Below are 20129 nucleotides of genomic sequence, written 5' to 3' on the forward strand. Positions count from 1 at the left end.
ATCCTGGCGCTATCGAAGGGCTCTGACCGCCGGTTGGCCAATGCCGCACCGCCAGAACGGCAACTGGACCGTCAACGCCGACCAGCATCGCTTTGCCCGTTCCCGCGCTATTCCTTGATGTAGGGTTTGCCATCCGCGGCGGGAGGCCTCGCACGGCCGATCAACCCCGCCACGACGATGATCGTCGCGATATAGGGCGCCATGGCAAGAAATTCCGATGGGATCGGGGTTTGCAGCAGGGCGAGCTTTTGCTGCAATGAATCGGCAAATCCGAATATCAGTGCGGCCATCAGCGCGCCGACGGGATGCCAACGTCCGAAAATCATGGCGGCAAGGCCGATGAAACCACGTCCGCCGGTCATGTTTTCATCGAAGCGACCCACCGAGCCGAGGGTGAACCATGCCCCGCCGAAGCCCGCGACCATGCCGGCCATGACGACGTTCACATAGCGGGTTCGATAGACATTGATCCCGAGCGTATCGGCCGCGCGCGGATGTTCGCCCACCGCACGGGCCTGCAATCCGTGGCGTGTGTAGAAGAGATAATAGGTAGCGAGGGCAACCATGACCAAGGCGCCATAGACGAAGAGATTCTGCTGGAAAAGCATGGGGCCGATCACGGGTATGTCGCCGAGAAGCGGGATTTTGAACGCGCGAAACACGGGGGCGTCGTTCAAGAAGCGGTATTCCTGGAAGACCTGGCTGCTGACATAGGATGTCAGGCCGAGCACGAACAGGTTTATCACGACGCCGGCAATGATCTGATCCATGCGGTAGGTGACAACGAGGGCAGCCAGGATAAGCCCGAAGAGGCCGCCGACAATGACCGCAGAGATCAATCCGCCGAACCCGCCGATCAAGGATCCTACCAGCGCACCCGTGAATGCGCCGGCGAGCAACATGCCCTCGATGGCGATGTTGACCACCGCGACCCGCTCGGACAGCACGCCAGCCAATCCGCCAAGTGCAATAGGCACTGCCCTCACCATCGTGGCCTGCAGCATTCCGGTCAGCGAAAAGGACTTGCCCGCAGTTGCCCAGACCAGAAAGGCGGCGACGGCAAGAACCAATCCGAATCCGATCGAGAGCGCGGTCCACCTCGCCCCACCACGGAAGAACTGGCGCACGCCCAGGAAGGCCAGAACCGCTGCCGCCAGATAGTTGAACGGGGCGGCGGCGACCACGAGATCCGGAAGAACCCAGGTATCGGACGGACGCGACAGTCGAAACACCGCGTTGCCGGTCGTTTCGAAGCTGAACACGGTTGTCACGAGAATGGACAGCGCGATGAGCGTGGCGCCCGATATCCACGCCTGACGGTTCTTGCGCGTATCGATGTCGCGCGCGGAAGAGGTTGAATGCGGCGCTGCCATGGTCATGCCGCGCTATCCTTCTGATCCGTGACAGATTTTCGAAATCCCCAGGGGAAGATCGCACGCACCAGCAGAGGTGCAGCTATGAAAACGATGATCAGGGCCTGAATGATGCCTATCAGATCGATGCTGACGCCGGCATCGACCTGCATTTGACGCCCTCCCGCTTTCAGTGCGCCGAAGAGCAGCCCGGCAAACAGGACGCCTACGGGATGGGAACGTCCGAGCAGAGCAACCGAAATCGCATCGAAACCGATACCGGCGGAAAAGCCCGGTGTCGCGCGGCCGAGAACGCCCAGCACCTGGTTCGCGCCGGCGAGCCCCGCAAGTGCGCCGGCCGACCCCATCGCGGTGACGATAATGAGCGGTGCGCGGATGCCAGCGTAGCGTGCTGCGTCGGCGTTCTCGCCGCTTGCACGGAACTCAAATCCCAGTTTCGTACGAAACAACAGCCAGTAGATCAGGATGACGGCCGCGACCACGAGAAAAAGGCCGGCATGGACGCGGAGGTTCGCATCAATCCACGCGAGCAGCCGCGGAAGTTCCGCGCTTTCTACGACCGATTTGGAAATCGGATCGGCCCGTTCCGCCTTCTGGACCCAGGGCAGTCGTAGCATGTAGTCAAGCAGGCGGTAGGAGATCAAATTCAGCATGATCGTCGAGATCACTTCATGCGCGCCCGTGGCGGCCCGCAACCATCCCGCAATCGACGCATAGGCGGCGCCGGCAAACGCTCCGGCCAAGAGCGTGAGCGGCAGATGCAGGGCCCATGGCAAGCCTTCGATACTGAAGCCCACGATTGCGGCCACGAGCCCGCCAACGATGATCTGTCCTTCCGCCCCGATATTGAAGAGGCCCGCCCGGAAACCCAATGCAAGGCCGAGGCCGGCCAGGACAAGCGGCGCAGCTGCCGTCAATGTCTCTGAAACGGCGTTGAGCGAACCGACCGAGCCTTCCAGCAGTGCAATGTAGGAGCGGCCGATCGTCGCCGGATCGACCGCGGTCGCCAGCATGACCAGGGCCCCGATGATCAACGCGACGATGAACGCGAAGATCGGCACGACCACGAGGTCCTCGTATTCGGTACGGCTCGGTGCCGCTCGCTGCAGGAGCTTCTCAGAGAGCGTATCGCTGCTGGTTTGAACGGTCATGCCTGTGCTCCTGCCATGGCGAGCCCGACGGCGTTCTTGTCGACAGGACCTTTGGTCGCATCGAATTCCGCAACAAAGCGACCTTTGAACATCACAAGGATCCGATCCGACAGGGACAGGATCTCATCCAGTTCCGAGGAGACGATCAATACGCCATCTCCTGTGTCGCGGGCATGCATCAGCCGGCCATGGATATATTCGATGGAACCCACATCGAGGCCGCGTGTCGGCTGCGCGGCGACGACCAGGCACGTCTCTCGTTCCAGTTCGCGCGCCACGATGAGTTTCTGCTGGTTGCCGCCCGACAGGCTGCCTGCCCTCGTAAAAACCGAAGGCGTGCGCACGTCGAAATCGACAGCGTACTTCGCTGCGCTCTCGAACACGTCAGGCCAGCGGATATTCGGGCCGGATGCATATCGTTCGTCGTAATAGGTGTTGAGCACCATGTTCTCTGCGACGGTGAAATTCGAGATCATTCCGCTTCGTTGCCGGTCCTCCGGAATGTGCGCCATACCCATACGGTGGCGTTCACGAACCGACGCGTGCGTAATATCCTTGTCGAGGAACAGTATCTTGCCGCTGGCGGCATAATGGAGACCGGTCAATGCCTCGATCAGTGCCGACTGGCCATTGCCCTGGACGCCGGCGATGCCGACGACTTCACCGCTCTTGACCTGAAAACTGACGCGATCGACAGCGATCTTGTCGTCGTCGCTCAATACCGTCAGTTCGCTGACATCAAGAAGCGTGCGGCCCGGCGCATAGGCTGCCTTTTCGACCTCGAAAACAACCGGCCTGCCGACCATCATTTCCGCAAGCTGCGCCTCCGTCACCGTCTTGGGGTCGCCCTCACCGACGATCTGGCCGTCCCGCAACACGCTGATGCGGTCGGCGATTTCAAGAATTTCGTTCAGTTTGTGCGTGATGAAGACGAGTGCCTTGCCGGCGTCGCGCAGTGACTTGACGATTTCGAAGAACTCCGTCACCTCCTGCGGGGTCAGAACTGCTGTCGGCTCGTCCAGGATCAGGACATCGGCCGAGCGAAACAAGACCTTGATGATCTCGACGCGCTGCTGAAGTCCGACCGGAAGGTCTTCGACACGGGTGCCGGGATCAACCTCCAGACCATATTTTCCATTGATTTCATTGACTTTATCATGGGCGGTCGCCAGATCGAGCCAATCGAGCTTGCCGGTCGGTTCGACGCCCAGAATGACGTTTTCCGCGACGGTGAATACAGGAACCAGCATGAAATGCTGATGCACCATTCCGATCCCTGCCGCGATCGCATCCCCCGGCCCCCGGAACACGACGGGTTTGCCATCGATCAGGATCTGGCCCTCGTCGGCGGCATAAAGCCCGCTCAAGATATTCATCAACGTCGATTTGCCGGCACCATTTTCGCCGAGGAGCCCAAGCACCTCTCCCGCGCGGATCGTCAGATTCACATTCGAATTGGCGATTACCGGACCGAAGCGTTTGGTGATCCCCTTTAGTTCGATGTCCACTGCCGCTCTCCCCCAAGGTCGACGCAAGAAACCGTGCCCGCCGCCTGGCCACAGGCGACGGGAAAGATGCGATCGGGTTATTCGTTGACCTTGATCGTGCCGTCGATGATCGCCTTGCGAAGGTCGGAGAGCTCCTGCTTCATTTCGGCAGAGACTTCATTTTCCATGTCATGGAACGGGGCAAGCCCCACGCCGTCGTTTTCAAGCGATCCGGCGAGAACGCCGCCCTTGTAGGTGCCCTTCATTGCCGCTTCGATGACCGCGTAAACGGTCGAATCCATGCGCTTGGTGATCGATGTGAGATAGACATGCTTCTTTTGCGGGTCGGTCAGATAGAGGTCCGCATCGACGCCGATGATCTTCAGCTTGTCTGTCCCGAGCTCATCGGCGAGCGCCGCTGAACCAAGGCCTACGGGACCTGCGACCGGCAGCACGATGTCTGCGCCTTCGTCAAAGAGGTTCTGAGCGAAGGCGCGTCCGTCATCGAGTGAATCGAAATTGTTCGTGAATAGGCCTTCGCGCGTCTCGGGGTTCCAGCCGAGAACGGCAACCTTCGTTCCCTTCTGTTTGTTGTAGTAGTTCGCTCCGCGGTAGAACCCGTCCATGAAGATCGTCACCGGCGGAATGTTGATGCCTCCGAAGACGCCAATCGTGCCGGACTTCGAAACGCCAGCGGCAAGGTAACCGGCGAGAAACGCTGCTTCATCGGTGGAGTAGACCTGGCCCACCACATTGTTGAGTGGCGGATCGTACGAAAAGTCGACGATGGAAAACTTCTGATCCGGATTCGCCTCGGCAGCCTTTTTGGTCGCATCGCCAAGCAGGAAGCCGACGGTGATGATAACATCGCACTGCCCGCCGAGCAGGGAATTGATATTGGCTTCGTAGTCGGTTTCGGCCTGCGATTCGAGGTATCTGGCTTCGACGCCAAGCTTTTCCTTCGCGTCCAGAACGCCTTTCCACGCCGTCTGGTTGAAACTGTTGTCGTCAATTCCGCCGGTGTCTGTCACCTCACAAGCCGTGAATGCCGCAGCGGCAGAAACGGAGCTTAGCAACAACGATGCCGTTACCGCAGCACTCGCGAAGAACTTCTCACTGTAGAGCATGATGGTAACCTCCCTGGTTGTGTGGCACGCTCGAGATTCTCATCTGGAAATGCAATTGTATCGGAAGAATTCCATTTTGTTAGAAGTAACATCATTCGAGACACGCGACTTGACGCATATCAATAGCAAACGGTCGGGTTTACCGCTTTTTGTCGCGAAGTAAGCTGCGCTCATTTTAGCTCTGGCACAACCTGCTTGGCTTCATGGGGAATGCAGACCTAGTAGGCGCTGGGCCGCTTCCGGCGACGGGACCGTCGAGGTCGACGACAACGCGGCGGGCGATCTGTACGTCCAACCACACTTGGGCCGAATATTCGGATCTTTGCTTAGGGGAGAATTTGGTTCTTCGCCGGATCAGATCGCGGTGGTGAGTGCGCGGCAGGAATTCCTTCTCTCACCGAAGCCGTAAAGCTGAACGGTATCGCCCCTGAGGCCTGTCTGCGCGATGGCCTCACGCGCATCGCGGACCATCCGATCAATCGGATTGATGGACTATTGGCCTGGAACTACCAGATCACGCCGAAAACCGCCTGACCAGGCGCTGACCTGGAAAGTGGGGCGGCAAACGCCGCCCCACTTTCAACTCATCACACCGAGGTGTCGGCGTCTTCGGGCGAGCCGCCCATCACCGCACGGTCTTCCTGCATTTCGAGCCACATGGCGTTGACGACCGCGAAGATCGCGGCGAGCGGCAGGCCGAGAAGCCAGGCGAAATACCACATTGTTGTTTCTCCCTCAGTAGACGGTGCTGCTGTTGTCGGTGATCTCGGCCTCGGTCACCTTGCCCCACAAGACCTTGTAGACCCAGGCGGTGTAGGCCAGCACGATCGGGACGAAGATCACGGCCATCACCAGCATGACGAAGAGTGTCTGATGCGATGAGGACGCGTTCCAGACCGTCAGCGACGACTTCGGATCGAGCGAGGACGGCAGGATGAACGGGAACATCGTCAGGCCGACCGAGGCGATGATGCCGGCGATCGAAAGCTTCGAGAACAGCAGCGTCGAGACCTCGCGCCCGGCCCTGAAGCCGAGGAACACCAAGGCCGCCCCGACGAACCCGAGGACCGGGGCAACCGCAATCCACGGCCTCGCGGCGTAGGCCGCAACCCACGAGGGCGACCGCGCGACCTCGCCGAGCAGCGGGTTGGACGGGCCGTCGGTGACGGGGGAGCCGACGATGGCATAACCGGCGATCCCCGACGCCATCCAGACGCCCGCGAGCGCGTAAGCGAGGATCGTCACGAGCGCGGCAACGGAGCCGTACATCCGGGCACGTTCCCGCACCGGTCCCTCGGCCTTCAACTGCAGCCAGGCCGCACCGTGCATGACGAGCATCGCAAGCGACACGAGGCCCGCGAGCAGCGCGAAGGGATTGAGCAGACCGAAGAAGGACCCTTCGTAGAAGATCATCAGGTCTTCGTTGAAGCGGAACGGCACGCCCTGCAGGACATTGCCCATGGCGACCCCGAAGATCAGGGCTGGCACGGCGCCACCGACGAACAGTGCCCAGTCCCAGGCACTCCGCCAGACCGCGCTGTCGCGCTTCGACCGGTACTTGAAGCCGACCGGCCGCAGGATGAGCGCCGCGAGCACGGCGAACATGGCGAGATAGAAACCCGAGAAGCTCACCGCATAGAGCGGTGGCCAGGCCGCGAAGATCGCCCCGCCACCGAGGATGAACCAGACCTGGTTGCCTTCCCATACGGGGCCGATGGTGTTGATGGCGATGCGCCGTTCCGTGTCGGTCCTGCCGACGAAGGGCAGGAGCGCGCCGACCCCCATGTCGAAGCCGTCGGTGAGCGCAAAGCCTCCGAGCAGCACGCCGAGCAGGACCCACCACATCAGACGCAGGAGTTCGAAATCGAGGAGTTGATGAAGAATCATGGTCTTACTCCGCAGGTTGGGTGAGAGCCGACGGGCTTGTCAGCCGGTCGCGGTGTCGCTTCTGCCACTGATCGGTTTCCGGCACGTCGAGATAGGGTCCCTTGCGAATGTATTTCAGCATCAGGCCCATCTCGATGACGAAGAGCACGGTGTAGAACAGCACGAAGCCGGCGAGCGTGATCAAGAGCTCCGTCACCGAGAGATGCGAGGCGGAGAGCGCCGTCGGCAAGACACCGTCGACGGTCCAGGGCTGGCGGCCGAATTCGGCGACGAACCAGCCGAGCTCGGCGGCAATCCACGGCGTCGGGATGATGATGACGGCGAGCCACAGGGCGATCCGCGGGAACTGCATTCTCCGGAAGGAGGCCATCCAGAAGAACCAGACCATGACGACGATAAAGGAGAAACCGAGCGCCACCATCAGGCGGAAGGCCCAGAAGAGCGGCCAGACGGTCGGTACCGTGTCGTTCGCGGCCATCTTGATCTGGTCTTCGCTCGCCTGTCGCGGATCGTCGACATAGCGCTTCAGAAGCAAGCCGAAGCCGAGATCCTTGCTGTGTTCTTCGAAGGTTGCACGAACCTCATCCGGGACCACGCCCTTGCTGGCGCGGTAGGTCATCAGCGCATCATAGGCGATCTGACCGGAACGGATACGATCTTCCGCCTGCTGCACGAGTTCGGAGATACCGGGGATTTCACCGGTCAGCGAGCGCGTGCCGATCAGGCCCATGACATAGGGGATATGAACGGCGTAATGGGTTTCGCGCGCCGCCTGGTCGGGAATGCCGATGAGCGTGAACGATGCCGGCGCCGGCTGCGTCTCCCACATGCCTTCAATGGCCGCGAGCTTCATTTTCTGGTCATGGGTGACCGAGTAGCCGGATTCGTCGCCGAGGACGACGACGGAAAGTGCAGAAGCGAGGCCGAAGGAGGCCGCAACCGCGATCGACCGGCGGGCGAGCTCGGTGTGGCGCCCCTTCAGCAAGTACCAGGCGGAGACGCCGAGCACGAAGACAGAGGCGGTGACATAGCCCGCCGAGACCGTATGGACAAACTTCGCCTGCGCGACCTGATTGAAGACGACGTCGAAGAACGAGGTCATCTCCATGCGCATCGACATGGGATTGAACTCAGCGCCAACCGGGTTCTGCATCCAGCCGTTGGCGACCAGGATCCACAGGGCAGAGAGATTCGAGCCGATCGCCACGAGCCAGGCAACGACCAGATGGGCACGCTTGGAGAGTTTGTCCCAGCCGAAGAAGAACAGGCCGACGAAGGTCGCCTCGAGGAAGAAGGCCATGAGCCCTTCGACCGCCAGCGGCGCACCGAAGATGTCGCCCACATAATGGCTGTAATAGCTCCAGTTCATACCGAACTGGAATTCCATGGTAATGCCGGTGGACACCCCCAGCACGAAGTTGATGCCGAACAGCGTGCCCCAGAACTTCGTCATCTGTCGCCAGATCGGACGATCCGTCATGACGTAGACCGTTTCCATGATCGCGACGATGATGGAAAGGCCGAGTGTGAGGGGCACGAAGAGAAAGTGGTACATTGCCGTCATCGCAAACTGCAGACGTGACAGCTCGACTATGTCGATTTCCATGATCTTGCTCTCGATTGGTCTCAGGATTGAGCTTGGAAGGATATGGGCCATCATATCCATGACCCGGGTATCGTCCATGAGGTGGATCAACGTCGTTTGCCCCCGGAAAACCGGTGCCGGAAGCGCCTACGGAGAACGGATTTCAAGCGCGCGACCGGCCCAGGCGCGTTCCTCTGTACGATGGGCGGCGACCACTATTGCGGCTCGCGGAAATGCCGAACGCAGCCGCGCAAGCATATCGCAGGCGGTCTCGACGTCCAACCCCTCGGTCGGCTCGTCCAGAAGGATGATCGAGGGCCGACGCAGCAGCATCCGGGCGAGTGCGAGGCGCCTTCTTTCGCCGCCTGAAAGACCTTGCCCGCCCTCGCCCAGAGGGTACCGGAGCCCCCCTTTGGCGGTCACGACCTCGTCGAGGCCGGCGATCCGCAGGCTCTCCCAGAGCATGTCGTCACCGGCGGCCGGCGCCGCGAGGCGCAGATTGTCGGCGATCGTGCCGCTGACCAGCGCAGCACGCTGCGGCAGGTAACCGATGCGCGCGGCGCGCTCCACCTCCGAGAGGTCTGCAATCGCCAGACCCTCCAGACAAACGATACCTTCCGTGGGCTCGACGAGGCCACGGATGATGTTGAGAAGGGTGGTCTTTCCAGAACCGCTTTCGCCGACGAGCGCCAGCGTCTCTCCGCGGCCGACGGAGAAATCCAGACCTTCGAAAAGCACGCGGTTTCCCCGGCGACAGACCAGTCCGCAGCCCAAAAGCACGGCCGCGCCGCCGGAAGCGACCAGCGGCAACGCCGTTTTTCGCGGCGATGGTTCGGGCTCGTCCGCGAACTGGGCTTCGATCCGCCGCGCGGCATCCGTCATCTTGCCGAGCTCGGCGATGCCGCGCGCAAGCGGGGCTGCGGTCTCCACAAGCGCCAGCGCCACAAAGAAGCCCAGCGCCGCGCTCGCCGGATCGATGTGTCCCTCGCTCGCCGCAAGTCCACCGACGAGCAGCGCGCCGCCGGCCGCAACGCTGCCCGCAAGACCGAGAAGCAGAGCGGATATCCGCTCGACCAGGTCGATCCGCGACTGTGCATGCTGCATCTGGTGATGGGCATCGAGGACCGATCGGCGATAGTCCTCCAGACGGCCGCTGACCGCGAGCTCGGTGCGCCCGCGCATCATGTCGACGAACCGCATGCGCAAGGCCTGCGCCGAGCGCTGCGCGAACCGGGAAGGCTTTCGCGAAGCGCGCGCCGCGACAATGAGTGCGGCGGAGAGACCGACGAGGTAGCTGCCGACCTCGAGAACCGCGACCGACGGGAGGACGAGCCAGTCGATCAGGAAGAACGTCGCGGCAAGCACAACGGCCGCCGCGACCGCCGGCATGACGAGCCGCAAGGCGACGCCGTCAAGGGCGTCGACATCGATCGTCAGGTGGTTGAGACGCTCGGAGCCGCGCAGACGGGACAGAAGAACGGCGGGCTTGCGGAGCATGGCCTCCAGCAAGGCCACGCGCAGATCGGCAAGCCCCTTGAGCGTCGCATCATGGGTGGCGAGCCTCTCACCGTACCGGGCGATCGCTCGTCCGAGGGCGAGGAAGCGCACGCCCGCACTCGGTCGAAAGACATCGAAAGTCAATCCGGCACCGGCCAGGCCCGCCATGCCTGCCGCGGTGATGAACCAGCCGGAGAGACCAAGCAATGCCAGCCCCGCTCCGAGAACGGCGACCGAGAGCAGGATGCCGACGGCCAATGCGCCGAGGCGGCGTCGCCAGATGCGCCGGAAGACCCTGAACAGCGCCGTCATCGTCCGGCCTCCAGAACGATGACGCGATCGAACCGGGCGATGAGACGCGGATCATGGGTCGCAACCACCAGAGTCACGCCCTTCCGGCCGATCGCTTCCAGCGCCTCCACCACCCGCTCGGCCGTTCCGACATCGAGGTCCGCCGTCGGCTCGTCGGCAAAGACGACCTTTGCATCCGCATAGATGGCGCGCGCGATCGTGAGACGACGCGCCTCGCCGCCCGAAACGCCGCCGCCGTTTTCGCCGAGGCGCGTGTCGACACCCCGTGGCAGGGCGGCCACCACACCGTCGGCAGCCGCGGCGGCGAGCGCCCCATCGAGCCGGGCTCTGTCGAGCCGCTCACCGGAGAGGGCGATATTGGCGCGCAGGCTCGCGTTCAGTATGTGCGGATGCTGGCCAACGAAACTGATCATACCTCTCCAGGCATCAGCCAAGTCGTCTCCGAGCGGCTTACCGCCGATCTCGACCCGGCCCGAGGACGGCCGCGCGAGCCCGCAGAGGAGACCGATGAGGGTCGTCTTGCCGGCCCCGCTCGGACCGGAGATCGCCACCTTCTCACCCGGCATGATCTCGATGTCGGGGAAGGTGATCTCTCGTCCGCCTGCCTCGTAACGGAGCCCCCTGGTTGCGATCGTCAGCGCGCCGGCAAGAAGGCTGTCGGCTCTTGCGCCACGCCCGAGGATGCGCGGAGCCGGTTCGCGATCCCGTTCGGCGAGCTCGCCCGCGACAGCCAGTGCGGCTGCCTTGTCGTGCCAGGCGGCGGCAAGGTCGCGCAACGGCTGGAAGAAATCGGGAGCCAGCAAGAGGATGAAGATACCCTCCGCCACCGTCAGAGGCGTTTCGTAGGCACCGAAAGAAAAGGTTCCGAGCAGGGCGAAACCCACATAGACGGCGACCAGCGCGATGCCGATCGCCGAGAAGAGTTCCAGCACGGTCGAGGAAAGGAAAGCGATCCTCAAGACCTCCATGGTCTTCGACCGCAGGGTCTCCGCCGATTGGCGGAAACGGTCGACCGTCTGCTGCTCGGCGTTGAGCAGGCGGATGTCGGCCGCGGCATTCAGCCATTCGAGCAACGTGGAATTGAGGGTTCCGGTGGCCGCCATCTGCTTCTCGCTCGCCTGCCTTGCCGCGATCCCGATAAGCGCCATGAACACCGGGATCAACGGTCCGGCGACGAGAAGCACGATGTCGGCGAGCCAGGACATCGATGCGACGACGACCAGGATGACGACGGGAATGATCGCAACCCTGACAGCGGCGAGACGATAGCGGCTCGCCCACGGCAGAAGGGCGTCGAGCTTGCCGGCAAGCAGGGTCGCAAGGGCGGCCGACGTCTGCCCGTTACCAATCAGGGGCGATGCAAGGCTCTCCCGCTCGACGAGATCGAACCGCTCCCGCTCGATCAGTCGTTGCCCGACACCGAAGGCCCGCCGCCCCGCCAGAACGTCGAGGAGGTGGCGCAGGACCCCGAGGGTGATGAAGGCACCGGCAGCGACGGGAGCGCCCGGCACCGGCGCCCTCCCCTCCACCAATGCCGCCAGGAGCCGGCTGACCAGCCAAGCCTGCGGCAGCCAGAGCAAAGCCGAAAGAACAGACAGGCCGCTCGCTATCGCCATGGCACTGCGATCGCGGTGTGCCATTTGCATCAGCCGCCGGCGGGCGGGGTCGCTCTCAATCTTCGTGGTCTTGGACAAGGCGCGCCTGCGGAGATATCTGGCCTGCGGGTTTCCGGGCGACCGTATTCGCGGAACTGATCTTGATCAAATTCCAAATTGTCGCGGCGGCACGAGAGTGCGGAGGCGAGGTTGGTCGTGGACCGCCCTCCTGATCTTCGTCCTACCACTGAGACGAATCCAGCCACCCGGATGCTGATGTTCTCCGCCGCACCTCAACTCACCCGGGAAACGGACATCCTGTTGAGAACATTTCCGGCGACGCCCGCCGACTACCCGTCAAAGATCGGTGCCTGGAATTCTTCCGCCAGCAGCTGGACTTCCTCCGCAAACTCCTGGGCGACCCGCGACATCGGCCGCTGACGGGCGGTGACCATGGAAAACCCGAAATCCAGCTCCGGCACCAACGGACGGGCTTCGATGCCGTGACCGATGAAGCTGATTGCAGTGAAGGAATCTACGATCGTGACGCCCAGTCCCTTGGCGACCAGAGAACATGCAATTGCCGACAGCGGTGTTTCAATCGTGCTCGGATAGCGTTCGCGGCCACCCAGCGCGCGCTCGATCGTGTGGCGAAGGTAATTGGCGCGATCGAGCATGACGATCCGCTCGTCCGAGATCTGATCGGCGGTAAGGACTTCATGTCGAGCCAGAGGGTGCCCGGCTGGCAGCACCACCATCGCTCTCGTTCTGATCGGCGTCAGATCGACCATCGGGCGATCGGCGGCAACCGCGGCAAAGCCCAATTCGAACTGTCCACCCGCGACGCGCTCCAGCACCAGATGCGAGGGGATGCCGTCGAGATGGATCGACAGCTTGGGGCGCGTCTTGCTGAAGACCGCGAGGCAATGAGGCAAGAAGCCGAGCGCCATCGCGGGCAAGGCCGCAATGCGTAGCGAGCCGGTCAGTGACTGGCGGAGGTCTGCCGCATAGGCACGCAGCTGCTCCATGCCGAGATAGGCCCGTTCGATTTCGGCGAGGAACGCAGTGGCCTCGACCGTCGGCGTTATCTGATTACCCTTGCGGTGAAACAGCCTGATTTTGAGATCACGTTCCAGATCCTGAACCAAGCGACTGACGGCCGGCTGGGTGATGCGCAACGTCTCTGCCGCAGGCGTCATTCCGCCGGTCAGCATGACGGCGCGGAAGGCTTCGATCTGGCGTCCGAAGTTCGACATCTCTTCATAATATTTACGCATCGAAGGCCGTCAATAATGAATTTGACTTTATCGAACGGGATCCGAAAATCCGCCTGCACGACAGAAAACCAGAGGGAGAACGACGTGTTTGAGACGAGAGATTTCAGATTGTGGTTGGCGGTGATGACGGCAGCGCTCGCATCGGCGTCCGCCGCCGCTGCACGAGACCAGCTTATCGTCGCCGGCTATGGCGGCTCGACCGAGAAGATCCTTCGCGAGAAGGTCCTCCCGAAATTCGAGGAGGAGAACAACGTCAAAGTGACCTATGTCGCCGGCAACTCGACCGATACGCTGGCAAAGCTGCAGGCACAGAAGGACAACCAGGAAATCGATGTCGCACTCATCGATGACGGTCCGATCTCGCGCGCCGTTTCTCTGGGCTTCTGCGCGCCGATTACCGGGGTCGACTTCAGCCAGATCTACGACACGGCCGCATTTCCTGATCACAAGGCGTCGGGGCTCGGGCTCATCGCGACGGGGCTGATGTATAATAAACAGGTATTCGAGGAGAATGGTTGGACCGCCCCGACGTCCTGGAACGACCTCAAGAACCCGAAGTTCGCGGGCAAGGTCGTCATCCCGCCGATGAACAACGGCTACGGCTTGCTGACGGTGGTCATGCTGGCGCGCATGAACGGCGGCGGCGAGGGCAATATCGAACCGGGCTTCGAGATCATCAAGAGCGACGTGGACAAGAACGTCCTTGCCTACGAGCCCTCTCCGGCGAAGATGACGGAACTCTTCCAGACCGGTCAGGCTGTCTTGGGCGTATGGGGCTCTTCGCGCGTCCAGGCGCTGGCCGGCACCGGCTTTCCTGTGGATTTCGTCTATCCGGCCGAAGGCGCACCGGCGGTCATGACCGCCATTTGCCCGGTGGCGAAGGCGTCTGTCTCGCCGCTCGCCCAGGCCTTCGTGACGATGATGCTGTCCAAGGAGGTGCAGGAATCGCTGGCAGATGAGGCAGGCTATGCGCCGGTCCGGAAAGATGCGGTGGTGAAGAACCCCGGGCTGATGCCCTACGGAGAGGCGGCGAAGAAGCTGGTCGTGGCGGATTGGGACACGATCAATCGGCAGCGAGACGAGTGGAACAAGCGCTGGACCCGCGAGGTCGAACGCTGAGTGCTCGATCAACGCGATCGCATCGCCCCGCATGCGATCGCGTTGACGACCCGGTTCGGCTCCTCACGCGGAACCTCCCGCGCGTCGGAACACCGCTGCATCTCTCTTTCTTCAGGAGAACATCCGTGCCCTATCTTGCTCTAGACAGGCTGCGTAAGGTCTATGGTCACGCAGTCGCCGTGGAGGGGATCAATCTCTCCGTCAAAAAGGGAGAGTTCGTCTCGCTCCTCGGTCCATCCGGCTGCGGCAAAACGACGACCCTGCAAATGATCGCGGGATTCGTTGAGCCGACCGGCGGATCTGTCGTTCTGGACGGAACCGAGCTTTCCCGGCTTCCGCCGAACCGCCGGGGACTGGGAATCGTTTTCCAGAGCTATGCCCTCTTCCCACACATGACGGTTGCGCAGAACCTTGCGTTCGGGCTGGAGATGCGTGGCGTCGCCAAGGCCGAAATCACACGGCGCGTCTCGGAAATGCTGGATTTGGTGGGCCTCTCGGACAAGGCCGGGCGCTATCCGCGGCAAATGTCGGGCGGGCAACAGCAACGCGTGGCACTGGGACGCGCGCTCATCATCAGGCCATCCGTGCTGCTCTTGGATGAACCACTCTCCAACCTCGACGCCAAGATGCGGGAGGAGATGCAGATCGAGTTGCGCCAGATCCAGCAAACGCTGGGAACGACAACAGTCCTCGTCACCCATGACCAGCATGAGGCGCTCGCGCTCTCCGACAAGATCGTCGTGATGAGCGCCGCCAAGGTCGAGCAGATCGGAAGCCCGCTCGAGGTCTACGAGAAACCGGCGACACCGTTCGTCGCTTCCTTCCTCGGCAAGACCAACATCTTTCAGGCCGAGGGCAGAGAGAAGACCCTGCTCGTCGGAGACTGTCCGATCCCTCTCGACCGCCCGTTCGAAGGCAGTACCTCCATCTCCATCCGTCCGGAGAAGCTGACCATATCGCGAGAGCCGACGGGCGGCCTCTCCGGACGCATCAAGACGCGTGTCTTCCAAGGCGATCACTGGCTTTTCCAGATCGACACGCCAGCGGGCATGGCCACGGTCATCCGGCCGAATGACGGCACGGCGGTCCCGGCGGAACATGATCTGGTCGGGCTGACCATCAAACCGGAAGACATCGTCTTTGCCCTCGCGTCAGGGAGCAAGCCATGAGCCTCCGGCGCGAAGCCTATCTCCTCGCCGCCCCTGCGGTCCTTCTCTTTCTAGGGATCGTCGCCATTCCGCTCGTCATGACGCTGCTGCTTTCCCTGCATGAATGGAGTTCGTCTGGTGGCATCACCGCGACGATCCAGCTCGGCAACTATCGGGAGGTCTTCTCGGACAGCTACTTCGCCGGGATATTTGCGCGAACACTTCGTATTTCACTTGCGACGACGCTTGCCTGCATCCTTCTCGGCGTTCCGGAGGCCTATATCTTGCGCAGAATGCGCGAGCCGTGGCGCTCGGTCATGATGGTGGTCATCATTGGACCGCTCCTTGTCTCGGTCGTCTCGCGGACGCTCGGCTGGGCGCTGATCCTGTCCGGCAATGGCCTGTTGTCTAAGCTTCTGCTCGCGCTAGGACTGACCGGGACGCCGGTCTCGCTGATGTTTACCGAAGCGGGCGTCGTGATCGCGCTCACCCACGTGCTGGTCCCGTTCGTAGTGCTCTCGGTCTCGGCCTCGCTCGGGCACATGGACCCGTCGATCGAACGGGCCGCCCAGTCCCTCGGTGCAGGGCAGTTCACGATCTTCCGCCGGATCGTCCTTCCTCAGGCCATGCCGGGCATCCTTTCGGGCACCATCGTGGTCTTCACGCTGTCTGCGAGCGCATTCGCTACGCCGGCCATCATCGGCGGCCGGCGGCTGAAAGTCGCTGCGACACTCGCCTATGACGAATTCCTCAACACGCTCAACTGGCCGCTCGGCGCCGCCATTGCCGTCTTGCTGCTGATCGGCATCGTACTGCTCGTCGTCGGCTGGAATCGCTTTGTGGAACGGCGCTACATCCAGGTGTTCTCATGACGAAAAACGGCCCTCTCGCGCTCGTCTTCAACGCGCTCTTCGTGGTTTTCCTCGTTTCCCCCATGATGCTGGTCTGCCTCGTCGCCTTCACGTCGGAAGACTATCTGGCCCTGCCGACGAACGGCCTTTCCTTGCGCTGGTTTTACCGCCTGGGTGAGTATCCCGAGTTCATGGAGTCCTTCCGGACGAGCCTCGGCGTCGCCCTGGCTTCCGCGATCCTTGCACTCCTCTTCGCGGTGCCGGCCGGCCTGGCCATTGCGCGCTACCGCTTCCCCGGACGTGAGACCTTGAACGCGCTGTTCATGTCGCCGCTGATGTTGCCGCACATCGTGCTCGGCATCGCCTTCCTCCGCTTCTACACGGAAATCGGCCTCTCCGGAACGACGGCCGGCCTGGTGATCGGCCACGTGGTTATCGTCTTTCCCTTTGCCATGAGAATTATCATCGCCGGCGCCTCCGGCATGGACAAGCGGATCGAAGACGCGGCCGCCTCGCTCGGCGCAAGCCGCGTGACGATCTATCGGCGGATCATTCTGCCGCTGATCGTTCCGGGCGTTGCAAGCGGATTTGCCTTGTCGTTCATCCAGAGTTTCGACGAAACCACGATGACGATCTTCGTGGCATCGCCCACCACGACGACTCTGCCCGTCAGGATGTTCAATTACATCCAGGATTCCATCGACCCTCTCATCTGCGCCGTTTCCGCCCTTCTTATCCTCCTGACGGTCATACTGATGATCGTTCTCGATCGGCTTTACGGGCTCGAACGCCTGTTCGTCGGCGAGGGCCGCTCATGAGTGCGGTGTCTCGCAAGGAGAAGGCAGATGCTTCCGACGTGGTTATCATTGGCGGAGGCGTCGTTGGAATGTGCGTGGCCTATGGGATCACGCGGCATGGCCTCAGCGTCACCGTGGTGGACGAAGGTGACGATGCGTTCCGCGCCTCGCGCGGCAATTTCGCGCTGGTGTGGGTCCAGGGCAAAGGTATCGACAATCCGGATTACGCGCGCTGGACGTCGGCGTCCGCAAATCTGTGGCAGAGCTTCGCCGCGGAGCTCTCCAACGAGGCCGAGATGCCGCTGTTCTACTCCCGGCCGGGAGGATTGATGGCCTGCCTCAGCGAGAACGAACTGGAGCGGAGGGTCGGCGCTCTCGAGCGGTTGCATCGTCGCGTGCCGGATACTGCCGGCTTCGACGTGCTCGATCACGCGCAGATGAAAAAGATGTTGCCGGCAATCGGGCCCGAGGTCGTCGGCGGCACCTATTGCGCCGCCGACGGCCATGTCAACGCGCTTCGGCTGCTTGCCGCCTTGCACAGGACGGCCGGCCGGCGAGGCGTCATCTACCGGCCCGGGGAGCATGTCAGCCGGATCGCGGTGTCGAGCGATGGCTTTCGCATCCATCTCGGCGAGCGCGAACTCTTCGGCCGCAAGATCGTATTGACGGCGGGTCTCGGCAACAGAGATCTCGCACCTCAGCTCGGGCTCTACGCTCCATTGGTGCCGCAACGCGGCCAGATCATGGTGACGGAGAAACTGGAGCCTTTTCTCGATTACCCGCTGGGCACCATCCGTCAGACGAACGAAGGCGGGGTGATGATCGGCGATTCCAAAGAGGATGTCGGCTTCGACAAGGGAACCGACAGCCGCACGCTCGCAACGATCGCCATGCGCGCGATACGCACCTTTCCACGACTTGCCGGCGCGCAGGTCGTGAGAAGCTGGGGGGCCCTTCGCGTCATGAGCCCGGATGGCTACCCCATCTACGACCAGTCAAGGCAATGCCCCGGCGCCTACCTCGTCACCTGCCATAGCGGGATAACGCTTGCTGCAGCTCACGCAACGATCATCGCCAAGGCCATCATAGCCGACGCCTGGCCCGAGACGCTCCATGCCTTCAGCGCAGAAAGATTCGACCATGTTCAGGAACCTGCTTAAGCAGGATCATGCGATCACGCTTTCCGTCAACGGAAAGAGCGTCGCGGCCTGCACCGACGATACCGTTGCCACGGCCCTCTTGAAGAACGGCATCACCTCTTTTCGCATGACGTCGGTCAGCGGTGCGGCGCGGGGACCGTACTGCTGCATGGGCGTGTGTTTCGAGTGCCTGGTCACCATCGATGGCGAGACCAACCGGCAGGCATGCCTAGTGCCGGTGACACCTGGAATGGCCATCGAAACCCATACGGACGGCAGCCAATCCAGCAAGGACCACGGTCATGACAGATAAGCCGATCGACCTCATCATCGTCGGCGCGGGACCCGCCGGCATGTCGGCCGCGATCGAAGCGCGGCGCGCGGGCTTGAGTGTCTGCGTCATCGACGAAGGAATAGGTGTCGGCGGACAGATATACCGATCGGTATTGAAGGAGAGACCCGAGCTCGCCTCGATCCTCGGTCGCGACTACCTCGCAGGACAGGAGCTGGCGCGAGAATTCCTCGCCTCCGGCTCCGACTACCTGGCAACTGGCACGGTCTTCATGATCGAGCGCGACGACAGCGATGACTTCCTGGTCGGCGTCACTCTCCCGGATGGTGCCTTGCAGTTGCGGGGCCGTTACCTCCTTATTGCCACGGGAGCACTGGAGCGGCCTTTTCCCGTCCGAGGCTGGACCTTGCCCGGCGTCATGACCGCCGGTGCAGCGCAGACCATGCTGAAATCCAGCGGCACCGTCCCTTCAGGCCGGATCTGTCTGGCCGGCTCTGGTCCGCTTCTCTTTCTCCTCGCGGTCCAGTACATCAGGGCCGGCGTCGAGATTACCGCCGTCCTCGACACGACACCATGGTCGAACTGGCTGGGAGCGGTTCCTTTCCTTCCGGCCTTCATGACAAGCCGCTACATGTGGAAGGGCATGAAGCTGCTCCGCGAAGTGGCCTCACATACCCCCGTCATCCGGGGCGTATCCGCCCTCGAAGCCCTGGGCGACGGCAGGCTGAACGGCGTTCGCTACGTCGCCGGCGGGAAGGAAAAGCGGCTTGATGTCGACACGCTTCTCCTGCATCTGGGCGCGGTTCCCCAGGTAAACCTCGCAATGTCGGCCGGCGCCAGGCATCACTGGAACGACAAGCGCCTGGCGTTTGAACCGATTCTCGATGAATGGGGCGAGACATCCGTCGAGAGGCTGTTCGTGGCGGGAGACAGTGCCGGGATCGACGGCGCGGAGGCGGCGGTCTGGCGCGGCATCCTCGCGGCCTCGCAGATCGTGAAAACCGTGCATTGTGCGAAAGCAGGGATCTGCCCGGACAGGCAGAAGCAGGCAAGGGCAGAACTCCGGAAAACGCTCCGCGGACGAAGGTTCCTCGACCGCCTCTATCGGCCACCGGTAAACTTCCGGACGTCGGCAGACGATGTGATCGTATGCCGATGCGAAGAGGTCAGCGCAGGCGAGGTCCGCTCAATCGCAGCCGGCGGCGCCATCGGACCGAACCAGGTGAAGGCGTTCTCGCGTGCTGGCATGGGCCCCTGCCAGGGTCGCATGTGCGGGCTGACGATCTGCGAGCTCATTGCCGAGCAGACCGGCTCGCATCCGCAGGCGGTCGGATACATGAATATCCGGGCGCCGGTGAAACCGGTCAGATTGGGCGAGATCGCCCGGATGCGGGAAGAAGGCGGGCACGCTGGCGGGGAACCGCAAGACTGACTTGCGACGGGGAACTCGGTTGCTGCGAGATGCGGAACAGGTGCGGCGGTGATCTGGGCG

17 protein-coding genes and 1 pseudogene are annotated in these 20129 nt (G+C 62.3%); 8 read left to right on the plus strand and 10 right to left on the minus strand.

Going from position 1 to position 20129, the window contains the following annotated elements; all coding sequences use genetic code 11:
* Nucleotides 1–107: 107 nt before the first annotated feature.
* The 4 genes from DFR48_RS15070 to DFR48_RS15085 all read right to left on the minus strand — a co-directional run bounded on the left by DFR48_RS15070 (nucleotide 108) and on the right by DFR48_RS15085 (nucleotide 5138).
* A complete protein-coding gene (locus DFR48_RS15070; RefSeq protein WP_114363969.1) occupies nucleotides 108–1379 on the minus strand; it encodes an ABC transporter permease in 1272 nt (423 codons plus the stop codon).
* Nucleotides 1376–2524, minus strand: coding sequence for an ABC transporter permease (locus DFR48_RS15075; protein WP_114363970.1), 1149 nt, complete (start codon nucleotides 2522–2524; stop codon nucleotides 1376–1378). The genes DFR48_RS15070 and DFR48_RS15075 overlap by 4 nt, the downstream gene beginning before the upstream one ends.
* Nucleotides 2521–4032 carry an ABC transporter ATP-binding protein gene (locus DFR48_RS15080; protein WP_114363971.1) on the minus strand — a complete coding sequence of 504 codons (1512 nt, stop codon included), beginning with the start codon at nucleotides 4030–4032 and terminating at the stop codon, nucleotides 2521–2523. Before DFR48_RS15080 ends, DFR48_RS15075 begins: the two co-directional genes overlap by 4 nt.
* A 77-nt stretch (nucleotides 4033–4109) precedes the next feature.
* Nucleotides 4110–5138 (minus strand): BMP family lipoprotein, encoded by a 1029-nt coding sequence (locus tag DFR48_RS15085; protein ID WP_114363972.1) that lies wholly within the window; start codon nucleotides 5136–5138, stop codon nucleotides 4110–4112.
* Nucleotides 5139–5471: 333 nt separating this feature from the next.
* Here DFR48_RS15085 and DFR48_RS15090 point away from each other — a divergent pair.
* Nucleotides 5472–5672, plus strand: a pseudogene (locus DFR48_RS15090) (transposase domain-containing protein); the annotation flags it as partial.
* Nucleotides 5673–5725: 53 nt separating this feature from the next.
* On the opposite strand, the gene cydX reads toward DFR48_RS15090, so the two are convergent.
* The 6 genes from cydX to DFR48_RS15120 form a co-directional block, all read right to left on the minus strand.
* On the minus strand, nucleotides 5726–5860 hold the full coding sequence (gene cydX / locus DFR48_RS15095) for a cytochrome bd-I oxidase subunit CydX (RefSeq protein WP_114363973.1): 135 nt from the start codon (nucleotides 5858–5860) through the stop codon (nucleotides 5726–5728).
* Nucleotides 5861–5873: 13 nt separating this feature from the next.
* Nucleotides 5874–7025, minus strand: coding sequence for a cytochrome d ubiquinol oxidase subunit II (gene cydB / locus DFR48_RS15100; RefSeq protein ID WP_114363974.1), 1152 nt, complete (start codon nucleotides 7023–7025; stop codon nucleotides 5874–5876).
* Between the two features lie 4 nt (nucleotides 7026–7029).
* Nucleotides 7030–8631 (minus strand): cytochrome ubiquinol oxidase subunit I, encoded by a 1602-nt coding sequence (locus DFR48_RS15105; RefSeq protein WP_114364170.1) that lies wholly within the window; start codon nucleotides 8629–8631, stop codon nucleotides 7030–7032.
* 126 nt (nucleotides 8632–8757) lie between these two features.
* Complete coding sequence (cydC, locus tag DFR48_RS15110; protein WP_114363975.1) at nucleotides 8758–10419, minus strand: thiol reductant ABC exporter subunit CydC; 1662 nt, start codon at nucleotides 10417–10419, stop codon at nucleotides 8758–8760.
* Complete coding sequence (gene cydD, locus DFR48_RS15115; protein ID WP_210206001.1) at nucleotides 10416–12113, minus strand: thiol reductant ABC exporter subunit CydD; 1698 nt, start codon at nucleotides 12111–12113, stop codon at nucleotides 10416–10418. The genes cydC and cydD overlap by 4 nt, the downstream gene beginning before the upstream one ends.
* A gap of 251 nt (nucleotides 12114–12364) precedes the next feature.
* Complete coding sequence (locus DFR48_RS15120; protein WP_342634919.1) at nucleotides 12365–13291, minus strand: LysR family transcriptional regulator; 927 nt, start codon at nucleotides 13289–13291, stop codon at nucleotides 12365–12367.
* Between the two features lie 123 nt (nucleotides 13292–13414).
* Between DFR48_RS15120 and DFR48_RS15125 the strand changes: the two genes are divergently transcribed.
* The 7 genes from DFR48_RS15125 (at nucleotide 13415) to DFR48_RS15155 (ending at nucleotide 20069) form a co-directional block, all read left to right on the plus strand.
* On the plus strand, nucleotides 13415–14410 hold the full coding sequence (locus DFR48_RS15125) for an ABC transporter substrate-binding protein (protein ID WP_210206003.1): 996 nt from the start codon (nucleotides 13415–13417) through the stop codon (nucleotides 14408–14410).
* 125 nt (nucleotides 14411–14535) lie between these two features.
* Nucleotides 14536–15579: an ABC transporter ATP-binding protein gene (locus tag DFR48_RS15130; RefSeq protein ID WP_114363978.1), complete on the plus strand. Its 1044-nt coding sequence runs from the start codon at nucleotides 14536–14538 to the stop codon at nucleotides 15577–15579.
* Nucleotides 15576–16430 carry an ABC transporter permease gene (locus tag DFR48_RS15135; RefSeq protein ID WP_114363979.1) on the plus strand — a complete coding sequence of 285 codons (855 nt, stop codon included), beginning with the start codon at nucleotides 15576–15578 and terminating at the stop codon, nucleotides 16428–16430. The genes DFR48_RS15130 and DFR48_RS15135 overlap by 4 nt, the downstream gene beginning before the upstream one ends.
* Nucleotides 16427–17227, plus strand: a complete 801-nt coding sequence (locus DFR48_RS15140) for an ABC transporter permease (RefSeq protein ID WP_114363981.1) — start codon at nucleotides 16427–16429, stop codon at nucleotides 17225–17227. Before DFR48_RS15135 ends, DFR48_RS15140 begins: the two co-directional genes overlap by 4 nt.
* Nucleotides 17224–18366 (plus strand): NAD(P)/FAD-dependent oxidoreductase, encoded by a 1143-nt coding sequence (locus DFR48_RS15145; RefSeq protein WP_114363982.1) that lies wholly within the window; start codon nucleotides 17224–17226, stop codon nucleotides 18364–18366. The genes DFR48_RS15140 and DFR48_RS15145 overlap by 4 nt, the downstream gene beginning before the upstream one ends.
* Nucleotides 18347–18658 (plus strand): (2Fe-2S)-binding protein, encoded by a 312-nt coding sequence (locus DFR48_RS15150; RefSeq protein ID WP_114363984.1) that lies wholly within the window; start codon nucleotides 18347–18349, stop codon nucleotides 18656–18658. The genes DFR48_RS15145 and DFR48_RS15150 overlap by 20 nt, the downstream gene beginning before the upstream one ends.
* Nucleotides 18648–20069, plus strand: a complete 1422-nt coding sequence (locus DFR48_RS15155) for an NAD(P)/FAD-dependent oxidoreductase (RefSeq protein WP_114363986.1) — start codon at nucleotides 18648–18650, stop codon at nucleotides 20067–20069. The genes DFR48_RS15150 and DFR48_RS15155 overlap by 11 nt, the downstream gene beginning before the upstream one ends.
* Nucleotides 20070–20129: the final 60 nt, after the last annotated feature.

It is taken from the genome of Ciceribacter lividus (assembly GCF_003337715.1).
GTDB classification, from domain to species: domain Bacteria; phylum Pseudomonadota; class Alphaproteobacteria; order Rhizobiales; family Rhizobiaceae; genus Allorhizobium; species Allorhizobium lividum.

Excerpts from the sequence above, each read along its gene's own strand:
- cydB (WP_114363974.1), bottom strand. The coding sequence starts at position 7,025 with ATGATTCTTCATCAACTCCTCGATTTCGAACTCCTGCGTCTGATGTGG.
- cydX (WP_114363973.1), bottom strand. The coding sequence starts at position 5,860 with ATGTGGTATTTCGCCTGGCTTCTCGGCCTGCCGCTCGCCGCGATCTTC.
- DFR48_RS15145 (WP_114363982.1), top strand. The coding sequence starts at position 17,224 with ATGAGTGCGGTGTCTCGCAAGGAGAAGGCAGATGCTTCCGACGTGGTT.
- DFR48_RS15125 (WP_210206003.1), top strand. The coding sequence starts at position 13,415 with ATGACGGCAGCGCTCGCATCGGCGTCCGCCGCCGCTGCACGAGACCAG.
- DFR48_RS15085 (WP_114363972.1), bottom strand. The coding sequence starts at position 5,138 with ATGCTCTACAGTGAGAAGTTCTTCGCGAGTGCTGCGGTAACGGCATCG.
- DFR48_RS15155 (WP_114363986.1), top strand. The coding sequence starts at position 18,648 with ATGACAGATAAGCCGATCGACCTCATCATCGTCGGCGCGGGACCCGCC.
- DFR48_RS15070 (WP_114363969.1), bottom strand. The coding sequence starts at position 1,379 with ATGACCATGGCAGCGCCGCATTCAACCTCTTCCGCGCGCGACATCGAT.
- DFR48_RS15120 (WP_342634919.1), bottom strand. The coding sequence starts at position 13,291 with ATGCGTAAATATTATGAAGAGATGTCGAACTTCGGACGCCAGATCGAA.
- DFR48_RS15135 (WP_114363979.1), top strand. The coding sequence starts at position 15,576 with ATGAGCCTCCGGCGCGAAGCCTATCTCCTCGCCGCCCCTGCGGTCCTT.
- DFR48_RS15075 (WP_114363970.1), bottom strand. The coding sequence starts at position 2,524 with ATGACCGTTCAAACCAGCAGCGATACGCTCTCTGAGAAGCTCCTGCAG.
- DFR48_RS15105 (WP_114364170.1), bottom strand. The coding sequence starts at position 8,631 with ATGGAAATCGACATAGTCGAGCTGTCACGTCTGCAGTTTGCGATGACG.
- DFR48_RS15140 (WP_114363981.1), top strand. The coding sequence starts at position 16,427 with ATGACGAAAAACGGCCCTCTCGCGCTCGTCTTCAACGCGCTCTTCGTG.
- DFR48_RS15150 (WP_114363984.1), top strand. The coding sequence starts at position 18,347 with ATGTTCAGGAACCTGCTTAAGCAGGATCATGCGATCACGCTTTCCGTC.
- cydC (WP_114363975.1), bottom strand. The coding sequence starts at position 10,419 with ATGACGGCGCTGTTCAGGGTCTTCCGGCGCATCTGGCGACGCCGCCTC.